This window comes from Pseudomonas sp. NFACC37-1, from assembly GCF_900101575.1.
Taxonomy (GTDB): Bacteria; Pseudomonadota; Gammaproteobacteria; order Pseudomonadales; family Pseudomonadaceae; genus Aquipseudomonas; species Aquipseudomonas fluorescens_AA.
Window position 1 is genome coordinate 226,784 of the sequence record NZ_FMUZ01000001.1, and the last position, 26,133, is coordinate 252,916.

Here is a 26,133-nt window from a genome sequence, read left to right on the forward strand (position 1 = left end):
GCTGTTAACGCAGATGATCAGCATCGATCACAGCCTGGGCGAACGCCTGCGGCGCCTCTTGCGGCAGGTTGTGACCGATGCCGCCATCGATCAGGCGATGCTCATATTTGCCGGTGAAGCGCTTGGCATAGGCTTCAGCGGGCGGATGGGGAGCGCCGTTGGCGTCGCCTTCCAGGGTGATGGTCGGTACGCCGATCGAGGGGAACGTTGCCAGTTTCTTTTCCAACCCGTCGTACTTGGCTTCGCCCTTGACCAGGCCCAGGCGCCAGCGATAGTTGAAGATTGAAACCGCGACATGATCGGGGTTCTGCAAGGCGGCGGCGCTTCGGTCGTACGTCGCGTCATCGAAGTTCCACTTCGGCGACGCCAGCTTCCAGATCAGCTTGGCGAAGTCGTGGGTGTTTTTCTCGTAACCGAGGCGGCCACGTTCTGTCGCAAAGTAGAACTGATACCACCACTGCAACTCCGCGGCCGGCGGTAGCGGTGCCTTGCCGGCCTCCTGGCTGCCGATCAGATAGCCACTCACCGCCACCAGCGCCTTCACCCGCTCCGGCCAAAGGGCCGCGACAATGTCAGCGGTGCGTGCGCCCCAGTCATAACCGCCCAGCACGGCCTGCTTGATGTTCAGCGCGTCCATGAAATCGATGAGATCGCTTGCCAGTGCGGAGGGCTGGCCGTTACGCAGGGTCTTGGCAGACAGGAAGCGCGTATCGCCATAACCGCGGGCATAGGGAATCAACACGCGATAGCCCTTCTCCGCCAGCGCCGGCGCCACATCTGCATAGCTATGGATGTCGTAGGGCCAACCGTGTAACAGGATCACCACGGGCCCATCGGCGGGACCGACCTCGGCATAGGCAACGTCCAGCAACCCAGCCTTGACATGCTTGAGCGGGCCAAACGATGTGTGGCTGCAGGGGGTAATCGCGCCGACAGTGCTCGCCGGCACATCGGCCGCGCTTGCCTGGGACGAGGTCAATCCCAAGGCGCCAAGCTGCATCATTGCCAACGCCAGAAGGGTTGGCGCGAGCAGGCGGCGATGCCGGGAAGCAGAGGTAGGGTTTATGTTCATGTGAAGCTCCTTGCGAACGACGTGGGGTGAGCCGGTGAGACGGCTTGGGCTGTCTCGGTGGGCCCCATTTGACGTTGGCCAGGTATCGCGGATGTGTCAGCGCCGGGCTTGAATGCAACGGCTCGTATCGGTCGTGAGCCTGGATACACAGAGATACATTCGTATCGGGAGGATCTGTTTTGTGTAGGAGCTGGCGAAGCCTGCGATCTTTTGATCTTTCGCTTGAGACTCAATTGTTTGGGGAAAGATCGCAGCCTCGTTGCACTCGACAGCTCCTACGCAGCTCCTACGCGCACCTACGCGCACCTACGCGGCTTTTACACGGCTTTTGCGCTTGCTGCGGGGTTCTATCGAGTGGACAGCCAGTCGCTTAAAGTGGCTTCCCATGAAACGCCTGCCCCAACACCGCCAACCGCTCCGCCAACGGTGGCAAGCATTGGCTGCTGCGGGTCAGGATGCCGATGTTGTCGGCGTTGCGCTCAGCCACGGCCTGTACGCTTTGCAGGCGCTGGTTGATGCCCATCGACGCCTTGGATTGTTCCTGGGTGGTGCTGGCGATCAGGTCGTTGAAATGATTGATCACGGCGATGTCTTCGACGACGGCATGTAACAGCTGCGAAGCCAGTTGGCTGGCGGACACGCAGCGCTCCACCCCATCGCGGCTGTCTTGCATCGCGACGGCGGCCTGGCGGCTGCCTTGCTGCAGCTTGGCGATGATTTGCTGGATCTCGGTGGTGGACGTCGAGGTCTTTTGTGACAGCGTGCGGACCTCGTCAGCCACTACTGCGAACCCTCGGCCTTGCTCACCAGCGCGGGCCGCCTCGATGGCGGCGTTGAGGGCCAGCAGGTTGGTCTGCTCGGCAATGCCGTTGATCACATCCAGCACCTGGCCGATCTGCTGTGCCTGATCGGCCAGGACCTGCACGGTTTCGTTGGTCAGGTTGATGCGCCCTGCCAGCTCGACAATCTCTTCCCGGGTCTGGTCAACCGTGCTGCGTCCGCGGTTGACCTGCTCGTTGGCCTGGCCGGCGCGCTGCAGGGTCTGGTCGACATGGCCGGCGATGTTCTCCATGGCCGTCACCAGATGGCTGATCGCACCACTCATCTGGGCCACTTCGTCGAGTTGGTGACGGGCACCGGTTTCCAGGGTCTGGCCAACCTGGGACAGGTCCTGGCCCAGGTCCGAGAGGTTGCGGGTGTCGCGCACCACGCCGTCCACCAGTTGGGTGACCTGCTGGAGGAAATGATCGAAACGCTCGCTCGAAGAGACCTTGACGCCGTCGCTGTGCTGCCTGTCGGCGTCGTGGCTCAACTGCGCGGCCGCCGCCAGCACCTTGTCGAGCACCTCCTGGTTTTCCGTGGCGTCGGCCAGGCTCTGGTTCGCCAGGTAAATCAGGATCACGCTTTCCACCACCACATAGAACGCGTGAAGAAAGATCATCGACCAGCCACCGTGACTGTCCATGACGAATACCGGATAACCCTGGTGTTGAAGCCAGTGAAAACCAAGGTGATGAACCGCAATGGTGGCGGCGGCAACGACTATCGGCAGCCAGTCACGGTAGAACGTCAGCACGGCCAGCAGCACGAAGATCCCGAAGTGGAATTCGATCACGCCGTGGGTCTGGTTGATGTGCAATGCCGCCATGACCATCAGCGCCACCGCGATGACGCAGCGCATGGCCCGGGTGCCGGCCAGGACGCGATAAAGCGCGGTGCTCGCCACGCAGGTGGTCGCCCCCACCAGCAGCGCCTGGGTGAACGTCGAGTGCAGGAATGCCAGGCTCAGGGAATACAGCAACGTGAGCCACAGTAGCCCCAGCATGATGCGGTCGGCCTTACGGTGGTGATCGTTAAAGCGCACGGGCGATGTCATGGGGGGCGTCCTTTTCAAAGGCTTGGAGGTCCGTTATCGAATGCCACTAACGGCTTAGCGGCGTTTCGAGAGGGAACTTTAACTGATTATCATCAATTAATAGCACTACGCCACCAAGCTTTTCTCAGCGACCTTTGCTTTATGATGTGCGCCATCTCATGACTGACTGATGGAACCCCCATGACTTTCGATTTCGACACCGTATTGGAGCGCCACGGCACCGGCAGTACCAAATGGAGCCGCTACCCGGCCGATGTGTTGCCAATGTGGGTGGCCGACATGGATTTCCCCGCCCCACCGATGGTCATCGACGCGTTGCACAAGCGCCTCGAACATCCGATGCTGGGCTACAGCGTCGCCCAGGACAATCTGCGCGCGGCCATCGTGGCGGACCTGTGGAGCAAGTACGCCTGGCGCGTCGAGCCTCAGCAGATCGTGTTCCTGCCTGGCGTCGAGCCGGGTTTCAACATGGCGCTGCATGCCCTGGTGGCCCCCCGACAGAATGTCGTGGTGCAGGTGCCCAACTACCCTCCGCTGCGCCACGCCCCCGGTCACTGGCAGTTGAACAAAGTGGAATTGCCGTTCACCTCGGTCAAGGGTGAATTCCATACGCCGTTGGCCGCGTTGCGCGAAGCGTTGCAGGGCGGCGGCGCCCTGTTGCTGAGCAATCCTCACAACCCGCTGGGCAAGGTGTTTGGCCGCGAAGAACTCAAGGCCGTGGCGGACATTTGCCTGGCGCAGGACGCCTGGATCATCTCCGACGAAATCCATGCCGAATTATGCTTCGACGGCCGGGTGCACATTCCCACCGCCTCCCTCAGCCCGGAGATTGCCGAGCGCACCATCACCCTGATGTCCGCCAGCAAGGCCTACAACATCGCCGGGCTGAAAACATCGTTCGCCATTATCCAGAACGCCAAGCTGCGCGAGCGGGTCAACAACGCGCGGGCCGGCATGGTCGACAGCGTCAATGCCCTGGGCCTGGAAGCGACCCGCGCGGCCTACAGCGAAGCCGGCCCATGGCTGGAGGCCTTGAAAGCTTATCTGCAAGCCAACCGCGATTACCTGGTCGAGGCGGTGAGCACCCGTCTGCCGGGCATCACCATGACCGTGCCCCAGGGCACTTACCTGGCCTGGCTGGACTGCTCCGAACTGGGGCTGGATAACCCACAAGGATTCTTCTTGAATGAAGCCAAGGTCGGGCTGAGTGCCGGGCTGGATTTTGCTGACGATGCCGGGCAATTCGTGCGCCTGAACTTCGGCTGCCCGCGGGCATTGCTGGAGGAAGGCATCGCGCGGATGGAGCGCAGCCTGAAAGCCAGGGGCTGATTCAACTGCCAATGCCCCCTGTGGCGAGGGGATTTATCCCCGTTGGGCTGCGAAGCAGCCCCAATAAACAGCACACGAAGTCAACCTGACACAACGAGTGATCTGTTTTTAGGGCCGCTTCGCAGCCCAACGGGGATAAATCCCCTCGCCACAATAGTCATCTGCCGCGATCGTTTTATTCATGCATATCCGGTGCATGGACAAAGCACAGCTTGTTCCCCTCCGGATCGCGGCAATAGGCTCCGAAATAGCCTTCGCAATACTGCGGTCTCGGGCCGGGTGGACCTTCGTCGGTACCGCCCATGGCCATCGCTTGCTCCCAGGCAGCGCGGACGGTTTGCGGGGAATCGGCGGCGAAGCTCACTTGCATGCCGTTGCCCCAGGTCGCGGGCAGGCCATTGAAAGGCAACTGGACAAAAACCTGTGGCCAATGCTTGCCGGGCTGACGCCAGCCTTCTCCCGGCGGGCCCGAATCTTTTTCGCCCTCGATGCGCTCCAGCCCCAGGCAGCCGAGGACTGCATCATAAAAAGCGACCATTGTCGGCAGGTCGCGCGCGCCGATCTGTATGTGGCTGAACATTGCCCTGCTCCTTAAACGACACCTGTACTGACATTGGAGAATACAGGCTCGTCCAATGTTCGCCACAGCCCACCCTTCACCGACGAACGACCACCGTCACGCTCATCGACTGGCCGGACAATCCGACCGAACTATGCCGGAAAACCCAAAGTCCACCCTCCATCGCAACCCACCTGGAGAACGACGATGGTCGACTACCCTTTCCCGCCTTTCCCTAAACAAAGCCAGCCGGTGCCCGGCACCCAGCGCAAAATGGACCCTTACCCGGACTGCGGCGAACAGAGCTACACCGGCTCCGGACGCTTGGCGAACAAGATCGCCCTGATCACGGGCGCCGACAGCGGTATCGGTCGTGCCGTAGCCATTGCTTTCGCCCGTGAAGGTGCGGATGTGGCGATTGCCTACCTGGACGAGCATGAAGACGCCCGGGAAACCGCACGCTGGGTCGAGCAGGCCGGGCGTCAGTGCCTGTTGTTGCCCGGTGATCTGGCGGACAAAAGCCTGTGCCGCAAGATCGTCGATGAAACCGTCGCCCGCTTCGGCCATATCGACGTCCTGGTCAACAACGCCGCGTTCCAGATGACCCACGAAAACCTGGAGGACATTCCCGACGAAGAATGGGTGCGTACCTTCGATATCAACATCACGGCGATGTTCAGGATCTGCCAGGCTGCTGTGCCGCACATGAAGCCGGGTGGCTCGATCATCAATACCAGCTCGGTCAATTCCGACATGCCCAAGCCCACGTTGCTGGCCTATGCCGCCACCAAAGGCGCCATCGCCAACTTCACCGGTGGCCTGGCGCAGATGCTCGGGCCCAAGGGCATTCGCGTGAACAGCGTGGCGCCAGGACCGATCTGGACGCCGCTGATCGTGGCGACCATGCCCGAGGAAGAAGTGCAGAATTTCGGTTCCCAGACACCCCTTGGCCGCCCTGGCCAGCCGGTTGAAGTGGCCCCGCTCTATGTGCTGCTGGCCTCGGACGAAGGCAGCTACATTTCCGGGGCCCGTTATGGGATTACCGGGGGCAAGCCGATGCTTTGATCAAGGTTAAGACTGTTTTTGTGGCGAGGGGATTTATCCCCGCTGGGCTGCGAAGCAGCCCCAAAAAGCTCACTCGTTATATCAGGCTGGTCCCGGGGGCTTGTTTAGTGGGGCTGCTTCGCAGCCCAACGGGGATAAATCCCCTCGCCACAATGAGGTTTACCAGCACTCGGGGCTACTCCTTGGCAATCACCGATATCTTCCCGTTGCGCTCGATGATCGCAAACTTGATCTGTTCCAGGGTCTCAATGCCCTGGCTGGAGCGTGCCGCTTCCATGATGTCCGCCTCCACCAACCGCGCATGACGCATCCGCCCGTGCAGGATTCGCCCGTCCTCGACGATGATGGTCGGACCTCCGTCGATCAGGCGCGACACCCATTGGGAGCGCAGCTTGAGCAGTGAGAAGCCGACATCGATGGCAATCAGCGTCACGATGACCATCAGCGCGTTGGTCATCGAGAAGTCATCTCCCAACAGCGCCTGTTGAGTGGCTTCGCCGATGATCATCAACAACACGAAATCAAAGGTGGTGAGTTCTGCCAGCGAACGTCGCCCGGCGATCTTGAACAACACCATCAACGCCGCGTACATCACGGCAGCTCGCAGCACCGAGTCCATAGGTCACCTAAGGAAAAATGAACTGATTGAAACTCACCGAGGCACCGCCGGGGGTTGCGATGCGGCAGTGATAGGTCCCGAAGCCATCGCCGAGCAATGACAGGTGCAGGCTGGCCTGGCCTCGTTCATCGGCCTGTACCCAGAGGGTCATGCCCTGCCCCGCGCCCGCGGAGCGCATCGGTAGAGGTTGCAACGCTTGCACCTCGAAACCTTCCAGCCAATCGCCGCCCAACTCGACTTCCAACACGGCGTGGGGCTGGCCCTCGAGACGGATGACCAAGGTGTTGCTGGAGCCGTTGCGGTGGAAGGCCTGGTACTCGACGCCAAGGCTGCCGTCGTCGGTATGAAGCTCCCGGTTGCTCAGCGGACCACGGGAAAACAGCCCCAGCAGGGCCAGGATCACCAACAGCACCAACACGTACCAGCCAACTCGCTCGAAACGCCAGACCTTGTGCTGGAACGCCATGTCTTCGCGTACCGGGAACTGGCGGCTCCGGTGGTCGTCCTGCTCGTATGGGTCGCTCATGGCCGCCCCTTAGCGCCGCTCGCCGGCCACGGCGCGTTGGTGAAAGCTGGGCAGTTGTTGCAGCACATATTCGGCGGCCCGCAATTGCACCTGACCGCGACTGCCGAAGAACCGCATGCAGCGGCTGAACAGTGCTCGCTGACCGTTCACATCGAACGCCCAGGCAAAGCAGACGGTACCGGCGGGTATTCCGTCCTTGTCGTCTGGCCCGAGCAGACCGGTGGTGGCCACTGCCGCGTTGGCATTGGCATCGTGCAAGGCTCCGAGGGCCATCTCCTCGGCGACTTCGCGGCTGGTGAGATTGAACGTCTCGATGGTGCGTGGGCTGACACCGAGCAAGCGCTGCTTGGCCTCTGGGGAATACACCACATAACCGCTTTCGATCAGTGAACCACTGCCGGGCACCTCGGCCAGCAATGTGACGATCTGTCCGGCGGTGCAGGATTCGGCCGTGGTCAAGCGCAGGTCATGATCGCGCAGGTAATCAACCAGGATTTGAGCAACAGTCATGGCAGACGGTCCTTCAGGGGGAGCTGATGGGTTGACCTTCGCCGTTGTGATTCATTCCCTTTATCGCCCCGTCGGCCAGGACCAGCAAATAAATGAAACCCGGATGTTTTTCCGTGCCTCAAACCCAATAAGGGCCTCATGCAGAGGCCGTCCTGATCAGGAGGTCGTCATGTCCGCACCTTTCGTCAAACTGTTCACGCAGCCCGAATTCGCCTGGGCCGACATACGCGAGCAAGAACAGGCACATCCACGCCATTACCTGGCTCATTTGCTATTGCTCGCGCTGATTCCCGCGGTATGCCTGTTCATCGGCACCACCTGGACCGGATGGAGCCTTGCCGAAAACGAAACGGTACGGCTCAGCAGTGCCAGCGCCCTTCAATTGTGCGTGCTGCTGTACCTGACCATCGTCGTCGGCGTCACGTTGATGGGGCTGTTCATCCGCTGGATGTCCCGCACTTTCGAAGCGCGCCCGACGGTCAATCAATGCATCGGCTTCGCCGCCTATACCGCAACGCCGTATTTCCTGGCCGGAATCTTCGGGCTTTACCCGAGCCGCTGGTTGGCCGTGGCGGTGCTGTTGCTGGCATCGGCCTACTCGACATTCCTGCTGTTCGTCGGGCTGCCCAAATTCATGGGTCTTAAGAAGGAACAGGGCCTGCTGTATTCGGCAAGTGTCTGGGGCGTGGGCCTGCTGGTCCTGGTGACGATCCTGGTGGAAATGATCCTGCTCTGGTTCAACTACCTGCAGCCGGAATATCTGCGTGTCCCGGTGGGCTGAACGCATTTCAGATTACCGATGCCAGGGGCTTGAGATGATCAGGTTCATCCTGTGGGAGCGAGCTTGCTCGCGATGGCGGTGGTTCAGTCACCTGGATATTGGGCTTGATGGCCTCCTCGCGAGCAAGCTCGCTCCCACAAAGGGACTGCGGCGTATAGCCGCTACACCTTAAACTTTCTTCATACCGATACGCCTGCGCATCTCAGCCGTAATACTCTGTCGAGTCTTCTTCAGCCCGGCCCAAGGATCGTGACCCACCTCCGCCAGACGCTCATGAACATTGTGCACATTCCACAGGTTCGCCCCCTTGAGCTCAGCCACCTCCTCACGAAATATCGGCACCGACACCGGCAACCCCTCCCGGGTCCGGGCGGCGTAGGCACAAATCGTCGTAGCGCCCAGCCCATTGCGCAGGTAATCGATGAAGATCCGCCCTACCCGGTTCTTCGGTCCGGACACTGCCGAAAAACGGTCCGGCAGCAGCTTGGCCATGTGGCTGACAATCGCATGGCTGAAGCCCTTGACCTCGTCCCAGCCCAGTTTGCGCGTCAACGGCACCACCACATGAATGCCCTTGCCGCCGCTGGTCTTGAGGAACGCCTTGAGCCCGAGCTCATCGAGCACCGACAAGGTGAGCTGTGTCGCCTCGACCATGCTTTTCCAGGGCAGCGCCGGGTCCGGGTCAAGGTCGAGGACGAAGCGGTCGGGTTTGTCCAGATCGACAGACGTGGCATTCCAGGTGTGCAGTTCCACCGTGCTCATCTGCACTGCGCCGATCAGGGCTTCGGCGTTGTTGATGATCATCACCGGCTGCCCGGTCAGTTCCTTGTCCAGGCTGGTGATACCGGGAATCGCCAGGCGCTCGGGGTTCTTCTGGAAAAACAGCTCACCGGCGATACCCTCCGGCGCCCGGACCAAGGCGACCGGGCGATCTTCCAGTTCCGGCAGGATGAATTCGGCAACGCTGGCGTAGTACTCGGCCAACTGCAGCTTGGTGGTGCCACTGCTGGCGTCGATGACCCGCTCCGGGTGCGTGATGCGAACCTTGCCGTCCATGGCCAGGGCCTTGGCTTTTGTCTTGGTCTTTGCCTTTTCCGATTTCGTGTCAGACTCATCCTGGGTGCTGTTTTTTTTCGCCGCAGTGGTTTTTTTCACGGGTTTGGCAAGCTCCTGAGTGATGTCCTTGGCCGGCTTGTCGTTGCGCAAGCCATGGAAGACCGCATGGCGCACCGAGCCTTCCTTGGTCATTTCGGCAAAGGCCACTTCGGCCAGCAGCTTCGGTTCCAGCCAGTGCACGCCCTTGGCTTCGTAGCCGGTGGGCGGGTTCACCACGGCGGCCTTTTTCGTCTCCAGGGGCAGCAATTGCTGGTAGATGCTTTTAAGGGTGGTTTCGTTGAACCCGGTGCCGACCTTACCGGCGTAGCGCAACTGGCCGCTGTCGGCATCATGCAACCCCAGCAGCAAGGCACCGAAGGCACTGCGGGCGCCTTTGGGATCGCTGAAGCCGACCACCACGAACTCCTGGCGATTCTTGCATTTGAGCTTGATCCAGTCATTGCTGCGCCTGGACACATAGGCGCTGCCGACGCGCTTGCCGATCAGCCCTTCCATCTGCATCTGGCAGGCGCTGTTGAGCAGCGCTTCAGGGGTTTCTTCAAAGGCATCGGAAAAACGCAACAAGGGGCTTTCGTTGGGCTCCAGCACGGCGGCCAATGCGGTCCGGCGGTCTTGCACCGGCACGTTGCGCAAGTCCATGCCGTTGAGGTAAGGCAGGTCGAACAGGTAATAGGCGATCTTGCCGCTGCTGCCGGCCTCGAAGGCGTTTTGCAAAGCCTGGAAGTCCGGCACACCCTGCTCGTTGGCGACGACCATCTCGCCGTCGAGCCAGGCCGACTCCAACCCCAGCGCGGCCAAGGCCTCGGCCTGTCTTGGCAATTTGTGGGTCCAGTCATGACCGTTGCGGGTGAGCAGCCTGACGTCACCGTTTTCGATCCGCGCCATGACCCGGTAACCGTCGAACTTGATCTCATAGAGCCATTCGCCGTCGGGCGCGCTTTCCACCAGGGTCGCCAGTTCCGGCTTGAGGGTTTCTGGCAGCGGCCCGGCGACCGCACCGCTGAGGGAGGTTTTCGAGGCGCGTTTCGGCGATTTCGGTGGCGCGGCTTTTTTCGGTTGTTTCACCGCTTTGGCGGCAGCCTTGCCTCGACGCTTGGGCACGAGGGTGCGATCGCTGAGCACGCTGTCCGGCTCGGCCTGGACCACGTCATATTCGCTTTCGGGACGGGCGGCCTGGTCCTGATGCTTGATCAGGAACCACTGTTCCTGCTTTCCGGGCATGTGGGTGCGTACCAGGTTCCACAGGCCGCTGAGCTTTTCTCCTTGCAGCTCGAACTTGAGCCGGCCTTTTTCGTAGGCTTCTTGGGCGTCTCCCTGGGGAATCCAGACGCCCCGGTCCCAGACGATCACGTCACCGGCGCCGTAGTGGCCTTCAGGGATGTTGCCCTCGAACGTGGCGTAATCCAGCGGATGATCTTCGACATGCACGGCCAGGCGTTTGGCTTTGGGGTCCAGGGAGGGCCCCTTGGGCACCGCCCAGCTCTTGAGCGCACCGTCCAGCTCCAGCCGAAAGTCGTAATGCAGCCGTGAGGCATCGTGCTTTTGAATGCAGAACTGCAAGGCGTGGGCGGTTTTTGCCGACTTGCGCGAACGTTTCGCCGCCGGTTCCGGGGTGGCGGCGAAATCTCGCATGCGGTTGTAGTCATCCAGAGTCTTGCTGCTCATGGACCACCTGCCACCTGTTGCAAGGTTGGGTCGGCTACCGGCATCCCGGCGGTTTCCGCGAGCAACTGATCGACCACCCGGCTCAAGGCCTGTTCGACCGAGTCGCCGAGCAGCAGGCCTTGTTCGTAGAGCACGATTTGCCGATCGGCGCTGGTGCCTTCCTGGACGATCCGGCGGGCCTGCTTGAACACGTCCTGGACGCCCAGCTCGGCCGCGGTTTCACCAAAAGTCTGCTCTGCCAGGGTCAGCCACTCACCGATCAGCATCGGCTGTTCCTGGCCCTCGACGATGAACTCCGCGAGAATCCCGTGGCGCTTGGCCCGCCAGCGGTTTTCCTTGAGGATCCACTGGGACATCTGGCTGTAGTGGGCGCCGGGCCGGTGCTGCGTCACGGCATGGGCCACCATCAAGCGAAACAGAGAGACCAGACAAAGGACGTCGTCCGCCCGTGGGCAGGCATCGCAAATGCGCAGCTCCAAAGTGGGATAACGTGAGGAAGGCCGTATCACCCACCAGCAATCGCTGGCCTGGCGAATGGACCCGGTGCGCATGAGCATGTCGACGTAGCCGCCGAACGCCGACTCATCTTCGAAATACTCCGGCACCCCCATGCGCGGCCATTCATCGCAGGCCACTTGTCGATAGCTGCTGAAGCCGCTGTAGCCACCGTTCCAGAATGGCGATGACGCGCTCAGGGCCAGGAACATCGGCAACCACGGCAGGACCTCATTCATGATCCGCACCCGATCCTGCGTGGCCGGGACTTCCACGTGTACATGCAGGCCCGACAGCACGCTGCGCCGCGCCACCCGCTGGTAATCATCGAACAGTTGCTGGAAATGCAGCTCGTCGGTGGGTTGCAGCACCTGGGTGGCCATCGGGTGTGAACCGGCACTGACCAGGCCCAGGCCATAGGGCGCCAGGCGCTGGTTCAGGCCCGTACGCACTTGGCTCAGGTAGTCGGCAGCCTCGGGCAGGCTGCGAAAGATGGGCGAGGCCATTTCCACCTGGCATTGGAACATTTCATGGGCGAAATGCTTGCCCAGCTCAGCCTGGCACGCGGCGACCGCCTCCGCAGGGGGTTCACCCGGCATGCAGCGGGTGTTCAGGTCAGTGATGAAATACTCCTCTTCAACGCCGAATTTCATGCGTCTGTTCATCGATAGTCCCTCCGATAGCCCCGCCCAGACCTGCGCCAATGCGGGTTACAACCAACGCCACCACGGCGATCCTTTCCACGTCCTGATAACCCGGCGTGAGCAGTTCTTCACCGAACACGTCCGGGTCCAATTCCTTGTAGGTCCAGCCGAAATCCGCCGAGTCACGCCATTGCCCCAGCGCTTCGAGGAACGGATCGCGCCCATCCACCATGGCCACGCCGGTGTAGAGCACCAGCGAGCCGCCAGGTGTGAGCCGGGGCAAGGCTTGCTCGACGATGCGCAGCGACAGCCCGGCGCCCAGTGTGCCGCCGCCATGGCGATAGGCGCGCTCGGAGGGGTCGGCCATGTACGGCGGGTTGGCGACGATGAGGTCGAACTGGCCGGGCACGTCCTGCAACACGTCGCTGCGGGCGACCTCGACGTTGGCCACCTCCGCCAGCGCGGCGTTCACGGCGCTCAGGCGCAGGGCTTGGGGGTTGATGTCCACGGCCAGCACTTGCGCTTCACGACGGGCGCGGGCAATCACGATGGCCCCGACACCCGCGCCGCAACCGATGTCCACGGCGCGCTGCACAGCCGTGAAGTTCTGTTGCAGATGAGTATGGATCAGTTGGGCGAAACGATAGCTGTCAGGGCCGAAGAACACCGCATCGCTGGCTTGCGTGGGAAATTGCGAATGGGCAAACAGCAAGCCATCCAGGCTCGACCAGCGTACCCGGCTACGCAACAAGCCGTTGTGTGCTTCCAGCACCTGGGCGTCTTGCAGTTGCCGCTGTTCGTCGGTGCTGATCAGCCCCGGCGCAAACGGCCGCGACCAGCCGAACACGTCCCGCAAGGTCTTGGCGCGCTCATTGCCGGGACGCTGGTTGACCCGTTCATGGGTCAACGGAGTCGGGGTGATGAAACGGTAGCCGTCGGCTTGCAGGCGTCGGCCCAGTTGCAGCAGTGCAAGGTCCGGCTCGGACAGGCGTTCTTCTTCATTCATGCAGGGCTCCCTAGCGAAGTGCGGATTTGAGTTCGATGAACCGGCGAGTCGCCAGCAGCCCGGCCGGATGGCTGTGGCAGCGGGCACAGAGCCAGGGCATCAGGACTTGCATCTGCTCCTCCGGCGTGCGGCCTTGCAGCGCCTGTTGCAGGCTTCGCACATCGGGATCATCCATCGGCATAGCCGGCGCGCAAGCCGCAACCGGAGCACGCCGGGCGCCGGACCTTACGCCCTCGTCCAGCCAGTCACCGGCGATCCAGTCATGCAGCAGTTGTTTTTCGTAGGGGCTGAACACCCCGAACATAGCCGCACCTGCACCCTCAATCAGCGTCCAGAAGCGGCTGTGTTGCGGGTCTTCATGACGCTTGATCCAACCTTTGTTCTGCATGGCTGTCAGGAACCCTTCCAACTGGCCCGGCGCCGAGAGCCACTGGTTGACGGTCTTGCCTTCGAATTTGCAGTAATCGGAATGCATGTGCTGACCGAACGGGCGTTTGCGTTCGAGCATGTCCAGCACTTCGCGATCCAGGTCGAACGAGCCGATGATGGCCCGGCTGCCCTGCCCCAGGTCATTGAGGCGATAGCCCAGCGTGACTCGCTGCCAGAAAGCCTCGCGGTCCGCTTCCATCGGCATCAGTTGCAGCAGCGCTTGCACGGCCTTGTGGGCATGGCCGGTGCTGGCGTTGTCGATGGTGACGTGGAGGGTGAAATAGTACGGATCGATGTCCAGTTCGCTCAGCTCATAGGCGCTGATCAACAGATGCAGGGGCAATTGTTCGTAGCCCAGGTTGTAGCCGATGACCTCCGGCAGGTACTCGTCGCCGGCATAGCCCAGGGCCAGTTGCACGGCGCCTTGCAGGTACAGATCGTCGTCGATGTCCGGGGCGGCCGACAGGTCGTATTCGGCGAGCAACTTGCGATAGAGCACCACATGATTTTGCGCGGGATGACCGTCCCCCAGTTCTTCCAGGTAGGTGCACAGCAACCCTTCGAAACGGTGGTCGTGCCAGTGCTTGACCACGCCATACAGCCAGGCACCGTCCACCCGTTTGGTCGGCGCCACGGCCTGGAGGAAGTACAGGGCATGGGCCTTGCCGCTGAAGAACTCTCGGGGGCCGCCGTTTTTGCGCCGCTGCAGGTAGTCAGCATACTGCCGGGCCACGCCGGCGCTGTGTTGTTCGACCCAGGCCTGCAGCGCCGTGGGATTAGAGGGCATCTCTTGGGGAAGCGCCTCGGCGTTGGCGATGCATTGCCGGAGGAAGGTTCGGGCGACGGCTTGCTTGTCGCCATCGTCGGGGCCCTGGAACAGCCGTTCATAGCATTGGCGCACCTGTCCGTTATGGATGACGGGGTGCACGGTGGCCGGCTGGGATTGGAGGGGTGTCAGCGCAGTCATAAGGGCCTCTCGGGTTCTTGGCGGACGCTGAATCAGAACGTCTCTTCTGTTGCAGAGCGCGGGGAACGGCGAAAAATTCCGTTGGATTAAATGGCAGGCGGATGAACGGAGGCCTTCTGCTTTGGTGGGAACCCTCGCTTCGCTCCGGGCCTCGAATACTCAGAACCCGCCCGGTCGTTGAATGTGGCTAGTGTGCCGTTGTGGCGAGGGAGCTGGCGACACACTGTAGGAGCTGCCGAAGGCTGCGATCTTTTGATCTTTCGCTTTGGACTCAATCGGTAGGGACAAGATCGCAGCCTCGTTGCACTCGGCAGCTCCTACAGGACCGAGCGCAAAGCGACACCCTCACCATCCATTCGCCCGGCGGTACCAGGCGCTATCCATCCAAGGAGCAACGATGACGTTCACAGTATGGGTCGCGGTGCTCGGCGCGGTGTTGCTGACCCTGGCCCTGACCTCCTCTTATCTGCGCTGGATGCCGGTCACCACCTCGGCGATGTGCCTGGTGCTGGGTGTCGCCATCGGACCGCTGGGGCTGGACGTGCTGAAGCTGGACGTCAGCGACTCGTCGGTCTGGATGGAACACCTCACGGAAGTCGCGGTGGTGTTTTCGCTGTTCGTCAGCGGCCTCAAGTTACGCCTGCCTCTCAAGGATCGGACCTGGCGCGTGGCCTATGGGCTGGCCGGGCCGGTGATGATCCTGTGCATCGCCGGCCTGTGCCTGGCTTTGCACTATCTGTTGGGCCTGGGTTGGGGCGTGTCGATGCTGATCGGCGCGATGCTGGCGCCCACCGACCCGGTACTGGCGGCGCTGGTGCAGGTCAACGATGCCCGGGATAACGACCGGGTGCGGTTCGGCCTGTCGGGCGAAGCAGGACTGAACGACGGCACGGCGTTTCCCTTTGTAATCCTGGGCCTGTTGATGCTGCGGGAGGACGGCAGCGGTTTTCTCGGTGAATGGCTGCTGCGCAACGTCCTGTGGGCCGTGCCGGCCGGCTTGCTGGTCGGCTACTGGATGGGTCGCGGCATCGGCAAGCTGACCTTGTCGATGCGCATCAGGAATGCCGACAGCACCTTGTCGCCCAATGATTACCTGGCCCTGGCGCTGATTGCCCTGGCCTATGTCGTGGCCGAGTGGATCCAGGGCTATGGCTTTCTCTCGGTGTTCGCCGCCGGCTTGGGGCTGCGTCAGGCCGAGGTCCAATCCACTGATGAAGGGGCGCTACCGGCAGAACACCTGGTGCAGCCGGTGGTGGGCCACGAAACCGTCGAGCCCCAACAGGCCGTCGTAGGCGATACCGAGACGCTGGACGATGGTCAATTGGCCGCTGGGGTGATGATGAGCGACATGCTGGCGTTCGGCAGCTTGGTAGAGCGGTCGATGGAAGTGTTCCTGGTGACCCTGCTGGGGGTCGTGCTGGCCAACCATTGGGACTGGCGAGCCGTGGCGATCGGTGCCCTGCTGTTTGTCGTGATCCGCCCGTTGAGTGTGCTGGTGGTGCCCTGGCGGCGATTGCTCGACGGACCGCAACGGCTGCTGATCGGTTGGTTTGGCATTCGCGGGATCGGCAGTCTGTTTTATCTGTTCTTCGCCCTGAACCATGACCTGCCGCCAGCGGTGGCGCAACTGTGCATCGACCTCACCCTGTCGGTGGTGGCCCTGAGCATTCTGGTTCATGGCGTCACCACCCAGCCGACGTTGGCATGGTATGAGCGCCGTAAGCAGTCGAGTTGAGGCGAGTGCGCCTCAACCGCCTGGATTGCTCAGTTGGATATAGACCGAATACGCCCCCAGCAATACCCAGAACGTGGCGAAGATCCAAGGGGTACGCAACGAAAACAGCAACGACTTGCGGTAGCCCTTGTGGGTCGACTCCCGCTCGCTGAACAGCGGCGATTCGTCGTAGGCCAGGCCCATCAAGGGTTCGGCGCGCAATAGTTCGCTCTGTTTGAAATGCCAGTGATCGATGATCTCGTAAGCCGCCTTGATCCCCGGCCAGGCATTGAGCGAACTCAGGAATCCCAGCAAGGCCAGGAATGGCGGCACGATCAGCGTGAATAACTTGCCCCACTCCGGGTTCAGGTTGGCCATGCACGAGGCAAAGGCGATCACCAGGAAGGATTGGGCCGCCAGATAAGCATCGGTTCGATTGGCCAGGATGCTGGTTTCGTATTGGATTTCCCTGCGATAAAAGTCCAGTCGCTCCTTGGGGGAGCCGAACAGCTTGGCGTTGTGTTCCGTCAGTTCTTCTTCCGGGGTGGGCCCGGTGAGTATTCTGGACATTGCGCAGGTGGTGCCTCGGTGATGATTCGGACTCGTTAGAAGAACCCGGCGCGCGGCAAGTTCAAGCCAATGGACCACAGGTGCAACAAAGTCCGAGGAAACGCTCTCCGACCGCCAAGGTCTTTAATGTGTAAGGACAAGAGGACCGCTGCGTGGATTATCTGGGATGGGTGCAATGGCCGGCGATGCTCGTCACGGTGCTGGCCGCCTGGTTGATCGGCTCACGCCAACCCCGCCGCAGGGTGGCGGGATTCAGTTGTTTTATCGCGAGCAATATTCTGTGGGTGGTCTGGGGGCTGCATACCCATGCGTATGCATTGATCGTATTGCAGTTTTGCTTGTGTGCGATGAACTTGCGTGGGTTCAAGAAGAACACTGAATAGGCAGATTCCCTTTGCAGGCAGGCATGTCCCCCTAGTGGTGAGGGGATTTATCCCCGCTGGGCTGCGCAGCAGCCCCCTCTATGGCCTGATACGCTGAGGCGTCGGTACTATGAAGGGCCGCTTCGCGCCCCAGCGGGGATAAATCCCCTCGCCACAAATAATCCGTTGCCACAGATAATCTCTCAGATGCTGTAACCGCCGATCCATGTCTATTTCATCGTCTGCCCAATGACCTGCATCAGGTCAATCTGCTTGAACGGCTTGATCAACCGAGGCAGTTGCGTGGCGAAACCTTCCAGGCGTTCGGCATAACCGGTGGCCAGGATGATGGGCAAGGTCGGTTGGCGGTCGCGCAACAATTTTGCCAACTGCGCACCGTCCATCTGCGGCATGGCCATGTCGGTGATCACCAGGTCGATGTCCAGGTTGCGCTCGTACAGCTCCAGCGCCTGAGCCCCCGATGGGGCGCAAAGGACTCGATGCCCCAGGTCTTCGAGCAACAAGCGCGTGCTGGTCAGCACCAGGCTGTCATCGTCGACCACCAGCACTTTCAACTCGTGGACCGGCGGCGCTGCCTCTTCGATCGCCGCTTTGCCAGGGGCCGTATCGCCGGCCACCGGCAACCACAATTCGGCAGTGGTCCCCAGGCCTTTCCGGCTTTTGAGTATCAGGCGGCCACCCAGCTGTTCCGCCAGGCCATGCACCATGGACAGCCCCAACCCCGTGCCCTTGCCGACACCCTTGGTGGTGAAGAACGGGTCCACGGCCGAGGCCAGCGTGGCTTCGTCCATGCCCTCGCCTTCATCGGTCATCGCCAGGCAGATGTAGCGCCCGGCGGCCATCGGCTTGTCCGGCCCGGCATCAGCCCCTCGCCGTTCCTCGGCTGCAATGAGGATCTGGCCGCCATGGGGCATGGCGTCCCGGGCGTTGGTCGCCAGGTTGAGAATCGCCAGTTCCAGTTGATTGACATCGGCCAGCACCGGCGACAGCGCCTCGGCGAAACGGGTCTGGATGTGTATCGACGGGCCCAGGGAACTCTGCAGCAGGCCGCTGATGCCCTGTACCAGGGCCGACAGCTCGACCGATTCGTAGGTCAGTTTCTGCCGCCGGGCAAACGCCAGCATGCGTTGGGTCAGCGAAACCCCGCGCAGCGCGCCCTGGGTCGCGTTGTCCAGCAACTGAGTGAGTTTCGGCTCGCCGGGCATGCGTTTGCGCACGATTTCCAGGTTGCCGAGGATGACCGTCAACAGGTTATTGAAATCATGGGCAATACCACCGCTGAGCTGACCGATGGCTTGCAGTTTCTGGGATTGAAACAACGCCTCACGGGCCTGTTCAAGGGCCTGCTGGGCTTGGGTGGCATCGGTAATGTCGCGGGTGATCTTGGCAAACCCCAACAGCGCGCCGGTATCGCTGCGAATCGCTTCGATGACCACGTGGGCCATGAAGCGCGTGCCATCCTTGCGCATGCGCCAGCCCTTTTTCTCGAAACGCCCTTCGCTGGCGGCGATGCTCAACGCGCGCTGCGGCTCGCCGGCATCGCGATCCTCGGGGGTGTAGAACATCGAGAAATGCCGGCCGATGGCCTCCACCGGCAGGTACCCCTTGATCCGCTGCGCCCCCAGGTTCCAGTTGGTGACCTGACCTTGCGGGTCGAGCATGTAGATGGCGTAGTCGGTGACGCTTTGCACCAGCAGGCGAAACTGCTGCTCGCTTTGCTTGAGGGTTTCCTCGGCCATCTTGCGGTCGGTCAGGTCGCGGGTGATCTTGGCGAAGCCGAGCAAGGTACCCGTCTGGCTGTCGATGATCGGATCGATCACCACATGGGACCAGAACAGCGTGCCGTCCTTGCGCACCCGCCAGCCCTCGCCTTCGAAACGCCCCTCATGCAGGGCCGTGTCCAGCGCCCGTTGTGGCAGGCCGGCGGCGCGGTCCTGATCGGTATAGAAACGGGAGAAATGCTGGCCGAGGATCTCGGACGCCTCGTAACCCTTGAAACGCCTGGCGCCAGAGTTCCAACTGGTGATGATGCCTGAAGGGTCGGTCATGTAGATGGCGTAGTCGACCACCGCGTCGATGAGCAGGCGAAAGCGCTGTTCTTCGTTCATGAGCGGGGGCTTGGGGGCATTATCGAGCATCTGGCCGAGGCATCCGTGTGGATTTTTTGCGGATTATGGAGCAAGTCAGGCGCCAGGAAAAATCCTCAAGCCTTCCACCCTGTGGGAGCGAGCTTGCTCGCGATAGCGGTGGATCAGTTTGCATCAATGCTGGCTGACAGTCTGCCATCGCGAGCAAGGGGATTTGTGGGCCTCTTGGGTAACTGACCACCAGCGTGGCAATAGGTGCTGCACCCTGGCCTCGCCAAACCGATCATCGATCAGCATCACCACCCCGCGATCCTGTTGGGTGCGGATCACGCGCCCTGCCGCCTGTACGACCTTCTGCAAGCCGGGATACAGGTAAGTGTAGTCATAGCCATCGCCGAAGATCGCCGCCATGCGTTGCTTCATCTGCTCATTGACCGGGTTGAACTGCGCCAGCCCCAAGGTGGCGATGAACGCACCGATCAGGCGTGAACCCGGCAAGTCGATGCCCTCGCCGAACGCGCCACCCAGCACCGCAAAGCCAATGCCTTGGCTGTGTTCCATGAATCGTTCGAGAAACGCCTGCCGGGGGGCTTCGCCCATGCCCCGCGATTGCGTCCAGAGGGCTATTTGGGGGTGCCGCTCGGCAAACAGCCCGGCCACTTGCTGCAAGTAATCGAAGCTGCTGAAAAAGGCCAGGTAGTTGCCCGGGCGCTCGCTGAACTGGCGGGCCATCAACGTGACAATCGGTTCCAGGGACGCCTGGCGATGGGCAAAGCGCGTGGAGATGCGGCTGACCACCTGTACGTCCAACTGCTCGGCCTTGAACGGCGATTCGACATCGATCCACACCGTATCGCCCGGCGTTCCCAGCAAGTCTGCGTAGTAATGTCGAGGGCTCAGGGTCGCCGAAAACAGCACGGTGCTGCGGGCCGCCGTCAGCCTGGGCCGCAGGAACGCGGCCGGCACCACGTTGCGCAGGCACAGCGACGACAGGCTGCGCTGGCGGCCGAGTTCGCGCTTGTGGATGTCGAACAGGAAGTGCTCGTCGAAGGCTTCCGCCACCCGGCCAAACTGCAAGGCGTCGAAGTAGAACGCCTGCAAGCCGCTGTCCAGGCCCTGGGGGTGATCGTTGAGGTAATCGCCGATGGCGGTGGTACAGGAGGCCAAGGCCTGGAGCAGCTTTTCCGGCAGTTTTTCATAAGCCTGATAGGCCGCCACCTGGGACGTATGCAAGGCATTCCATTGGCGATTGACCCGTTCAAGGGATTTCTTCAGCGGTTCGGGAGCGGTTTTGCGCACGCTGCTCAACGTGGCCTGGTCAAGGGTCGCGCTGTACATCTGCCGTCCGCGCTCCACCAGGTTATGGGCCTCGTCCACCAGGGTCGCGACCGTCCAGCCGTTGGCCTGGGCCAGGCCAAAGAGCAAGGCGCTGAAGTCGAAGTAATAGTTGTAGTCGGCCACCACCACGTCGGCCCAGCGGGCCATTTCCTGGCTGAGGTAATACGGGCACACCTCATGGGTCAATGCAATGTCGCGCAATGCCGCCTGATCAAGCAACGAAACCCGGCTCGCCGCTGCCCGGGCGCCCGGCAGGCGATCATAGAAGCCACGGGCCAGCGGGCAGGATTCGCCATGGCAGGCGTTGTCCGGGTGTTCGCAGGCCTTGTCCCGGGCGATCATTTCCAGCACCCGCAACGGCATCGACGGCGCGCTGTGGGTAATCACCCGCGCCGCATCCAGGGCCAGCTTGCGCCCCGGGGTTTTCGCCGTGAGAAAGTACACCTTGTCCAGTTGCTGCGGCGCCAACGCCTTGAGCATCGGGAACAAGGTGCCGACGGTCTTGCCGATGCCGGTGGGCGCCTGGGCCATCAGGCAGCGGCCGGTACTGATTGCCTTGAACACCGACTCGGCCAAGTGCCGTTGCCCGGGCCTGAAACCCGCATGGGGGAAGGCCAGCGCCTGCGCGCCGAGGTTACGCGCCTGCCGATGGGCCATTTCCTGCTCGGCCCAGGCCAGGAACAGCGCGCATTGTGCTTCGAAGAAGGTTTGCAACTGGGCCGCCTCGAAGCGTTGGGTGAGGCAGGTTTCCTTTTCGCTGACGATGTCGAAATACACCAGCGCCACGTCGATGTGCGGCAACTGCAGCTTTTGGCACATCAGCCAGCCATAGATTTTCGCCTGGGCCCAATGCAACTGGCGATGGTTGGCCGGCTGTTTGCTCAGGTCGCCCCGATAGGTCTTCACCTCTTCAAGGCACTGACGGACCGGGTCGTAGCCGTCGGCCCGGCCTTTGACCGTCAATGTTTGCCAGTGACCTTGGAGGGCCACTTCAGCCTGATAGCCCTCGGTGCGCCGCGAGGCGACGGTACGATGGCCAGCGATGCCCTCCAGGGCCGTTGGCGAGGGGGTGAAGCGCAGGTCAAGGTCGCCCACCTTGGCGGTGAACTCACACAGCGCCCGCACGGCGATGCTGTAGCCGGGTGTCGGGCTCATGTGCGCCCATCGCGAGCGAGCTCGCTCCCACAGATGATCTGGGGTGGTTCGTCTTCTGTGGGAGCGCGCTCGCTCGCGATGGCAGGCTCTGCCCATTGCACATAACAAACGGCGACGGGCATCTGGTGCTCATGACAGAACTCCAGCCAACGCAGTTGGTTGTCTTGCAGGCGGTCACCGGGGCCTTTGACTTCGATCATGCGGTAAGTCTTGTGTTGCGGCCAGAACTGGATCAGGTCCGGCATGCCGGCGCGATTGGCCTTGATATCCAGCAGCAGGCGCTGGAACCAGTGCTTGAGGTGCTCGGCCGGCAAGCAATCGAGGGCCTGTTCCAGCAAGGGCTCGGACAACGCGCCCCAGAACACGAAAGGCGATTGCACGCCCCACTTTTCAATGTAACGACGCCCGATGGTCTGCCGGTAGCGACCATCGTCCAACTCCGCCAGGCAGGCCGCGAACAACTCGGCGCGACGGGCATGGAAATCCTCATTGAGCAGGTCGACCGGCCCGCGCTGGAACGGGTGGAAAAACGCGCCCGGCAACGGCGCGAAGATCGCTGGCCAGCACAGTAGGCCGAACAGTGAATTGATCAGGCTGTTCTCGACGTAATGCACCGGCGCGGTTTCATCGTGCAGGTGGGCCTGGACGTGATATTCCACCGACAGGCCCGGATCGACGCGCGGCAGATGCAGTTCCAGGCGCTCCACTTCCCGGGCCATGACCCGTGGCACTGGCGGGCCGCCCAGCTTGCGCCGCAGGCGAGGCACGATCCGAAGCAAGGCCTGGGTTTCGGCAGCGCTCTGTGGTGTCTGCGCCGCCGCCTCGCCCAGTTCAAGGGCCAGGGCATACTCGCCGATTCGCTCCAATACCCGGACCATCCGCAGCCGCGCGCCTGGGTAGGTGCAATCGCGATAGATGCACAAGGCCAGGGCGAAATCGCCGATCCGCTCGCCGTGCTGGCCGATCTGGAACAACAACTTGCCCCGGCGTCGCTCCAGCCACGGATTATCCAGGGACAGTTCGTTGACCTGGGCGACGATATCTTCCAGGGGCTCGCCGGCTTCGAAGCGCTGCTGGCAGTCGTGCAGGAACAGACAGGCATCGACGTCGCCGCGACTGCGCAAGCCCCGTGACTCGGCGCTGAACTCAACGGTTTCGTAGGTGAAGATGCCCAGGTCCGCCAGGACGAATTCCGACCAATCCTGGTAGAGGTTGCCAAAGAACATCAAGCGCAGCCTGTCGCACAGGTCCATGATCGTCAGGCTGTACAGGCGGTCGTCAAGCTGCGGACACCAGGTACGAAAAGGCTGGAGCGGGCTGGGATGATTATCCAGGGCCTGGAGCCATTCGGCCTTTTTCGCCTTGGGCTGTTCGATCAGCTGACCCAGGCACAGAAGGATTTCCGTCTTGAGCAGCACGTCGAATAGTTCAACGAGCCCGATGGGGGCCTGTTCCTCGACCCATCCCAGGGCCAATAGCGGTGCGACGGCGGCGCCAATGTCGCCGATTTCCGGGTAACTCAGCTTGCTATGACGAAACCGCAGCCCCTTGCGCATCACCATCCGCACCAACAAGCCTTGGGAGGTACGGGGCAGCGCTGCGAAATCGCCGATGAAGCGCTGCTCTTCGTGGCTGAGCACGTCCGCATAACGCTGGCTCAACCAGACGAGCACTTGCTGGAAGTTGTTCAGGTAGTAATACGGATCGTCGAGAGAACGGGTTGCCACGGGAAGAAACGCCAAGGGTGTTGGAGACACTGGTTATGCATACAGATAACAGCTGTAAACCACTCAGGCAACCGCAAAAGATGAACGGTCTCCTATATTTAACGTGAAATCCTTCAGCTAGCGATGAACTTTCCTACGGCAAGCGAGACCAATGGCGGTTAGCTAATGTGATGGCGCGGTCGAATCAGTTGCTCCGTGTCCTTTTGATTGAGAGGTTATGGTTATGAACATCAGGTTTCTGGGCGTACCCCTGGTCGCCGTGGCATTTATGGCTCTGGCTGGCTGCGCGTCGCCCACGGTAGTGACCTTGCAAAACGGTACCCAGTATTTGACCAAGGACACCCCTAACACCCGCACCGCCGACGGCTTCTACGAGTTTGAAGATATTTCCGGCAGGAAAGTCCGGGTCCGCGCCGATGATGTGGCGACCATTCGCAAGGAAGACTGATTTCCAGTGACTCGCCTGGCAGGCGGCCATCGCGAGCAAGCCCGCTCCCACAAAGTCCGGTGGTGAACACAAATCCTGTGTACACCTATGAACCACTGTGGGAGCGGGCTTGCTCGCGATAGCGAACTCAGGCGAACACGATCCCTTCGCCGCCGACCTGACCGATACCAACCCCCACAAGGGTCACGGAACTGTCACCGACCTTGAGCAGCGTGTCATTGCCCACTTGTGACAGGTGCTCACTGTAGTCATGACCTGCCCCGGCGCCGGGTACGCCGAGGAACACCAGCTTGTCCCCCGCCTCATAACCGCTGATCCGGTCCTGGCCGAACGCACCATTGAACAGGAAGGTGTCGTTGCCACCGCCCGATTGCATCAGGTCGTTGCCCGCACCACCGACGAAGGTGTCGTTACCCGCGCCGCCCACCAGCACATCGTTGCCGTCCTGGCCGAACAGCCAGTCACCCTTCGCGCTCGCCACAAGGGTGTCGTTGGCCGCACTGCCCTTGACCGAAGACGCATACGCCGTCAGGTTGCCGCCCGCCACCAGGCCATTGACGGTGACGCCGTGGCTCACATCATCCTTGAGCAGCCCCCAGAACAACCCGGACTCCTTACTGACCAGCGTGCCGATGTCGCGGGTGATGCTGATCGCGCCATGGGCATCGCGCAGGTACAGGGTCCCAGCCCCGTCATGGGCGAAACTGAAATCCTTCACCGACTGCTGCAGTTGCAGGCTGTTGCTGCCCTGCCCGCCCAGTATCACGTTGTAACCACCGCCATCGCGAAAGGTGTCGTTGCCGGCGCGGCCTTCCAGGTAGTCGTTGCCCTGGCCGCCCTGGATCAGATCGTCGCTGTCGCTGCCGATGATGAACGTGCTGCCGGTATGGGTTTCAGCGTTTCGGTTGAGGTCCTGCACCCAGGTATTGGCCCGGGCGGGGTCTGAGAGGTTGGCGACGATAATGGTGGAGTCTTTTTCGGTGAGGTCGTAGAACGCCGAGTTCATGATCCGGCCCATGCCATCGCTGTAGCCGCTGGGCAGGTGGGAAATCCAGGTGGGGATGTTGAGGATGGAGAACGGCAAGACGTTCCATGCCGCCGAAGCGTAGTGGTCGTTGAAGCTGACGATGTTGTTGGTGGCCGACTCCTGTTGCCCATCGTGCACGCCCACCGACGCGAGGTTGAACGTCGAGCCGTCCAGGGCGCGGAACACCGGATCGTTCTCGTAACCGATGTTCAAGACCTTATCGGTACTGCTCTGGGTCGGCGAAGCGTAGGCGATGTAGTTGGCGTCGGCGTAGAACCCCGACCATTGGCCGGCGCTCAAGTCCGCCAGGCTGTTGACCGCCAACCCGCCCAGGCTGTGACCGCTGACCAGCACGTCCGCACCCGTCAGGCCATGGGCCTGGGCAAACTTGGCGACGTCCCCCAGCAGGTTGCCAAAGGCTTCGCCAGCGTAGTTTTTTGCATAGTCCTTGGGCCCCAGGGCGGCCATCAGGTCGTTGATCACGTCGCCAATGGAATCGCCAATCAGGTTTTCCCGAGGGCCGCTGGTGCCGCGAAACGACACACCGATTTCCTGCAGGTGACCCGCGCTGTCGTACTTGCCGAGGATCTCGACCTGCGCGGTGGTGTAACCGGCTTTTTCACCAAAAAACGTCCCGCGGCCATCCACCTTGCCGGCGTAGCCCAGTTGCGTGGCGCTGATGGGTGTCCAACCTGCCTTCTGCACCGCCTCCAGGGCCAGTTTTTCCGAATCCGGGTTCCACGGCACGCCGGGAATCACGCCTTGGGAATCGGTGCCCCCCAGCAGTGCGGTGACCAGGGTCGCCGGCAGGCCGGCACCGAAGCCGTTGTGCTGGTACCCGGCGGCAAAGCCGTGGTCGAGGTTGTGGTAGGAGTACAGCATGATCGCCATTGCGTCGCTGACCAGTACCTTGGATTCGGTGGTGCCGAGGTTCTTGTAGTCGTAGATACCCATGGTTGTTGCTCTCTTTTTGTTGTTGGAATGCTAGAACCGGGTGGCCTGCGGCCCGTAGGAGCTGCCGAAGG

General features: G+C 61.7%; 21 protein-coding genes. 6 read left to right on the forward strand and 15 right to left on the reverse strand.

The genetic code is table 11. From position 1 onward, the window contains the following. Positions 1–4: 4 nt before the first annotated feature. Together BLP82_RS00990 and BLP82_RS00995 are read right to left on the reverse strand one after the other, a co-directional pair. Positions 5–1,072, reverse strand: a complete 1,068-nt coding sequence (locus tag BLP82_RS00990) for an alpha/beta fold hydrolase (RefSeq protein WP_092164564.1) — start codon at positions 1,070–1,072, stop codon at positions 5–7. A 370-nt stretch (positions 1,073–1,442) separates the two neighbouring features. Beyond that, positions 1,443–2,948 carry a methyl-accepting chemotaxis protein gene (locus BLP82_RS00995; RefSeq protein WP_092164566.1) on the reverse strand — a complete coding sequence of 502 codons (1,506 nt, stop codon included), beginning with the start codon at positions 2,946–2,948 and terminating at the stop codon, positions 1,443–1,445. Positions 2,949–3,128: 180 nt separating this feature from the next. Here BLP82_RS00995 and BLP82_RS01000 point away from each other — a divergent pair, with 180 nt between their 5' ends. After that, the gene (locus tag BLP82_RS01000; protein ID WP_092164567.1) at positions 3,129–4,277 is read left to right on the forward strand and encodes a MalY/PatB family protein; all 1,149 of its coding nucleotides are present in this window, start codon (positions 3,129–3,131) and stop codon (positions 4,275–4,277) included. A gap of 175 nt (positions 4,278–4,452) precedes the next feature. Here the strand turns inward: BLP82_RS01000 and BLP82_RS01005 are convergent, their stop codons facing one another. Next, positions 4,453–4,857, reverse strand: coding sequence for a VOC family protein (locus BLP82_RS01005; RefSeq protein WP_092164568.1), 405 nt, complete (start codon positions 4,855–4,857; stop codon positions 4,453–4,455). A gap of 186 nt (positions 4,858–5,043) precedes the next feature. On the opposite strand from BLP82_RS01005, the gene BLP82_RS01010 reads away from it, so the two are divergent. Then, positions 5,044–5,901, forward strand: coding sequence for an SDR family oxidoreductase (locus BLP82_RS01010; protein ID WP_092164569.1), 858 nt, complete (start codon positions 5,044–5,046; stop codon positions 5,899–5,901). A 175-nt stretch (positions 5,902–6,076) separates the two neighbouring features. Here BLP82_RS01010 and BLP82_RS01015 read toward each other — a convergent pair whose 3' ends face one another. Genes BLP82_RS01015 through BLP82_RS01025 form a run of 3 tightly spaced genes read right to left on the reverse strand, consistent with a single transcriptional unit; the run spans position 6,077 to position 7,556 of the window. Further along, entirely contained in the window at positions 6,077–6,520 is a 444-nt protein-coding gene (locus tag BLP82_RS01015) for a DUF421 domain-containing protein (RefSeq protein ID WP_092164570.1), read from the reverse strand. Positions 6,521–6,527: 7 nt separating this feature from the next. After that, positions 6,528–7,046, reverse strand: coding sequence for a hypothetical protein (locus BLP82_RS01020; protein ID WP_092164571.1), 519 nt, complete (start codon positions 7,044–7,046; stop codon positions 6,528–6,530). Positions 7,047–7,055: 9 nt separating this feature from the next. After that, positions 7,056–7,556 (reverse strand): CinA family protein, encoded by a 501-nt coding sequence (locus BLP82_RS01025; protein WP_092164572.1) that lies wholly within the window; start codon positions 7,554–7,556, stop codon positions 7,056–7,058. A 169-nt stretch (positions 7,557–7,725) separates the two neighbouring features. Here BLP82_RS01025 and BLP82_RS01030 point away from each other — a divergent pair, with 169 nt between their 5' ends. After that, positions 7,726–8,337, forward strand: coding sequence for a Yip1 family protein (locus tag BLP82_RS01030; protein ID WP_092164573.1), 612 nt, complete (start codon positions 7,726–7,728; stop codon positions 8,335–8,337). Between the two features lie 168 nt (positions 8,338–8,505). Here the strand turns inward: BLP82_RS01030 and ligD are convergent, their stop codons facing one another. The 4 genes from ligD to BLP82_RS01050 are packed head-to-tail and all read right to left on the reverse strand — an operon-like array spanning position 8,506 to position 14,659. After that, positions 8,506–11,118, reverse strand: coding sequence for a DNA ligase D (gene ligD / locus BLP82_RS01035; protein WP_092164574.1), 2,613 nt, complete (start codon positions 11,116–11,118; stop codon positions 8,506–8,508). Beyond that, positions 11,115–12,278 (reverse strand): carboxylate-amine ligase, encoded by a 1,164-nt coding sequence (locus tag BLP82_RS01040; RefSeq protein WP_092164575.1) that lies wholly within the window; start codon positions 12,276–12,278, stop codon positions 11,115–11,117. Before BLP82_RS01040 ends, ligD begins: the two co-directional genes overlap by 4 nt. Then, positions 12,250–13,263 carry a methyltransferase gene (locus tag BLP82_RS01045; protein WP_092164576.1) on the reverse strand — a complete coding sequence of 338 codons (1,014 nt, stop codon included), beginning with the start codon at positions 13,261–13,263 and terminating at the stop codon, positions 12,250–12,252. Before BLP82_RS01045 ends, BLP82_RS01040 begins: the two co-directional genes overlap by 29 nt. Before the next feature lie 10 nt (positions 13,264–13,273). Then, the gene (locus tag BLP82_RS01050) at positions 13,274–14,659 is read right to left on the reverse strand and encodes an iron-containing redox enzyme family protein (RefSeq protein ID WP_092164578.1); all 1,386 of its coding nucleotides are present in this window, start codon (positions 14,657–14,659) and stop codon (positions 13,274–13,276) included. Positions 14,660–15,056: 397 nt separating this feature from the next. Here BLP82_RS01050 and BLP82_RS01055 point away from each other — a divergent pair, with 397 nt between their 5' ends. Continuing rightward, positions 15,057–16,394: a cation:proton antiporter gene (locus tag BLP82_RS01055; RefSeq protein ID WP_092164580.1), complete on the forward strand. Its 1,338-nt coding sequence runs from the start codon at positions 15,057–15,059 to the stop codon at positions 16,392–16,394. A gap of 12 nt (positions 16,395–16,406) precedes the next feature. Here BLP82_RS01055 and BLP82_RS01060 read toward each other — a convergent pair whose 3' ends face one another. Further along, positions 16,407–16,943, reverse strand: coding sequence for a hypothetical protein (locus BLP82_RS01060; protein ID WP_092164582.1), 537 nt, complete (start codon positions 16,941–16,943; stop codon positions 16,407–16,409). 152 nt (positions 16,944–17,095) lie between these two features. On the opposite strand from BLP82_RS01060, the gene BLP82_RS01065 reads away from it, so the two are divergent. Further along, a complete protein-coding gene (locus BLP82_RS01065; protein ID WP_060742403.1) occupies positions 17,096–17,326 on the forward strand; it encodes a hypothetical protein in 231 nt (76 codons plus the stop codon). Positions 17,327–17,535: 209 nt separating this feature from the next. Here BLP82_RS01065 and BLP82_RS01070 read toward each other — a convergent pair whose 3' ends face one another. The 3 genes from BLP82_RS01070 to BLP82_RS01080 form a co-directional block, all read right to left on the reverse strand. Next, the gene (locus BLP82_RS01070; protein WP_092164584.1) at positions 17,536–19,464 is read right to left on the reverse strand and encodes a hybrid sensor histidine kinase/response regulator; all 1,929 of its coding nucleotides are present in this window, start codon (positions 19,462–19,464) and stop codon (positions 17,536–17,538) included. Positions 19,465–19,587: 123 nt separating this feature from the next. Further along, positions 19,588–21,906, reverse strand: a complete 2,319-nt coding sequence (locus BLP82_RS01075) for an ATP-dependent DNA helicase (RefSeq protein ID WP_092164586.1) — start codon at positions 21,904–21,906, stop codon at positions 19,588–19,590. Next, the gene (locus BLP82_RS01080) at positions 21,903–23,633 is read right to left on the reverse strand and encodes a VRR-NUC domain-containing protein (RefSeq protein ID WP_092164587.1); all 1,731 of its coding nucleotides are present in this window, start codon (positions 23,631–23,633) and stop codon (positions 21,903–21,905) included. Before BLP82_RS01080 ends, BLP82_RS01075 begins: the two co-directional genes overlap by 4 nt. 223 nt (positions 23,634–23,856) lie before the next feature. Here BLP82_RS01080 and BLP82_RS01085 point away from each other — a divergent pair, with 223 nt between their 5' ends. Beyond that, the gene (locus BLP82_RS01085; protein WP_060743223.1) at positions 23,857–24,081 is read left to right on the forward strand and encodes a YgdI/YgdR family lipoprotein; all 225 of its coding nucleotides are present in this window, start codon (positions 23,857–23,859) and stop codon (positions 24,079–24,081) included. 127 nt (positions 24,082–24,208) lie between these two features. Here BLP82_RS01085 and BLP82_RS01090 read toward each other — a convergent pair whose 3' ends face one another. Next, positions 24,209–26,062, reverse strand: a complete 1,854-nt coding sequence (locus tag BLP82_RS01090) for a polyurethane esterase (RefSeq protein ID WP_092164588.1) — start codon at positions 26,060–26,062, stop codon at positions 24,209–24,211. Positions 26,063–26,133 lie beyond the last annotated feature (71 nt).